Source organism: Lysinibacillus sp. FJAT-14745 (assembly GCF_001275675.1).
In the GTDB taxonomy this organism is placed as follows: Bacteria; Bacillota; Bacilli; order Bacillales_A; family Planococcaceae; genus Lysinibacillus.
In genome coordinates, this window is the sequence record NZ_LITM01000003.1 from 168297 (window position 1) to 170424 (window position 2128).

General features: G+C 38.6%; 4 protein-coding genes. 1 reads left to right on the forward strand and 3 read right to left on the reverse strand.

Annotated elements, in window-relative coordinates; translation table 11 throughout:
* Nucleotides 1-123: 123 nt before the first annotated feature.
* Genes rpsR through rpsF form a run of 3 tightly spaced genes read right to left on the reverse strand, consistent with a single transcriptional unit; the run spans nucleotide 124 to nucleotide 1299 of the window.
* A complete protein-coding gene (gene rpsR, locus AMS59_RS06410; RefSeq protein WP_012296211.1) occupies nucleotides 124-360 on the reverse strand; it encodes a 30S ribosomal protein S18 in 237 nt (78 codons plus the stop codon).
* Between the two features lie 38 nt (nucleotides 361-398).
* Nucleotides 399-971 (reverse strand): single-stranded DNA-binding protein, encoded by a 573-nt coding sequence (ssb, locus tag AMS59_RS06415; protein WP_053482931.1) that lies wholly within the window; start codon nucleotides 969-971, stop codon nucleotides 399-401.
* Between the two features lie 40 nt (nucleotides 972-1011).
* On the reverse strand, nucleotides 1012-1299 hold the full coding sequence (gene rpsF, locus AMS59_RS06420) for a 30S ribosomal protein S6 (RefSeq protein WP_053482932.1): 288 nt from the start codon (nucleotides 1297-1299) through the stop codon (nucleotides 1012-1014).
* Between the two features lie 173 nt (nucleotides 1300-1472).
* Between rpsF and AMS59_RS06425 the strand changes: the two genes are divergently transcribed.
* Nucleotides 1473-2033, forward strand: coding sequence for a DUF3267 domain-containing protein (locus AMS59_RS06425; protein ID WP_053482933.1), 561 nt, complete (start codon nucleotides 1473-1475; stop codon nucleotides 2031-2033).
* The last annotated feature ends 95 nt before the right edge of the window (nucleotides 2034-2128 follow it).

A 2128-nucleotide genomic window follows, 5' to 3' on the forward strand; every position in this document is an offset into this window, starting at 1 on the left:
TTTAAACTACATACAGAATCACCATTTATTTTTAAAAATATTCTAAGGTCAAGGGATTAATTATTTTCACAGAAAAAAAGCACAATCAAAGCGATTAAACCTTGTTGTGCCTTTATTTATATCTTATTTATCTTCTGCTACGAATGGAAGTAATCCCATAATACGAGAAACTTTGATAGCTGAAGTTAATTTACGTTGGTACTTAGCGCTAGTGCCAGTTACGCGACGTGGTAAGATTTTACCGCGCTCAGAGATGAATTTTTTTAGTAAATCTACATCTTTATAGTCGATATGCGTAATGTTATTAGCAGTGAAGTAGCAAACTTTACGGCGTTTGCGGCCTCCGCGACGTGGTGCCATAGTGTGTCTCCTCCTTATCATTTTTTATTTTAGAAGTATTAGAATGGTAAATCATCCTCAGATACTTCTATCGGTCCTTTGCTATTAGCAAATGGATCCTCATCTACACGTGTATAATTCGGCTGATTCATAGGTGGTTGATTTTGCTGATAAGCATCGCCGCCAAATGAACCCTGTCCTGGCATAGCACCACCAAACTGTTGTTGTGGTTGACCACCGCCATATGACGGTTGGTTATTACCGTAAGTCTGTCCACCACCGTATTGAGGAGATGCAGGAGCACCGCCACCATTACGAGGTTCTAAAAACTGTACGCTATCGGCCACTACATCTGTTGTGTATACACGCTTACCATCTTGTCCTTCATAACTGCCTGTTTGAATGCGACCTTCCACTCCAATTAAACTTCCTTTTCGCATGAAGTTCGCTAGGTTTTCGGCCTGTTTGCGCCAAGCAACACAGCTAATGAAATCAGCTTCGCGGTCACCTTGTTGGTTTGAGAATGTTCGATTTACAGCAACTGTAAATCTTGTAGACGCAATACCATTAGGCGTATAGCGTAGCTCAGGATCTTTTGTTAGTCTTCCAACTAATACGACACGGTTTATCATCAGAAATGCAACCTCCTTTTTTCAGCATTTTGTTAAATGATTATGCTTCTTGGCGAACCGCAATGTGACGAATGATATCTTCGCTAATGTTAGCTAGACGTGTGTATTCGTTAATTGCTTCTGAAGTAGCGTTTACTTTCACGATTTGGTAGAAACCTTCGCGGAAGTCTTGAATTTCATAAGCTAAGCGGCGTTTGCCCCACTCTTTAGATTCGATGACTTCTGCACCGTTAGAAGTTAAGATTTCGTTGAAACGTTCAACTAAAGCTTTCTTCGCTTCGTCTTCAATGTTCGGACGTACAATGTACATTAATTCGTATTTTCTCATCTGTTTACACCTCCTTATGGACTTAGGCTCTCCTGTACACAGGGAGCAAGGAGCAAGTAATAATTATTACTCACATCAATGAATTGTAACATATAGGTACTATTCTTTCAAGTCGCAAACAAAGAAATCATTCTATATAATAAATATAATTGATTCATGAAAGGAGAGCTTTCATGCTACCAGATAAAGAACCAATCGTAATAGAGTTGGATATAAAAAAACTAATGATGGACAATATTGTTATTACAAGCGGTCTCGTTATATTATTTGTAGCTATCCAATATATTTGCTTTAAAGATTTTGATTTTTCATTTTGGAGTTTGATTGGCGGGTCTATACTTTTTACGATCTTGTATATTGTTTTCATTGTCTTACATGAAGCCTTTCATTTAATTGGTTTTATGGTCTTCGGAGGCGTGCCCTTTAAATCGTTAAAATATGGCCTGAATTTGGAGCTTGGGATAGCATACGCAACAACCGAACGACCGTTACCAAATCATGCAATGAAAAAGGCTTTATTACTTCCATTTTGGACAACTGGTGTTCTCCCGACAATTGCTGGTTTCTATTTTAACAGTACTGTTTTAGTATTAGTGGGGGCTTTTTTAATAGCTGGGGCAGTAGGTGATTTTTCCATGTATAAAGAATTACTCAAATATCCAAAAAATGCGTTAATACAGGATGATCCTCATTTACCTAAGCTTTATGTATATATGCCTGAGGAGAAGAAATAACGTTGATGTAAGTCACGTTAATCGAGTAGGAGGGAGTGACTAACTCCCGACCTCTCCAACCACCGTACGTACGGATCCGTATACGGCGGTTCAAT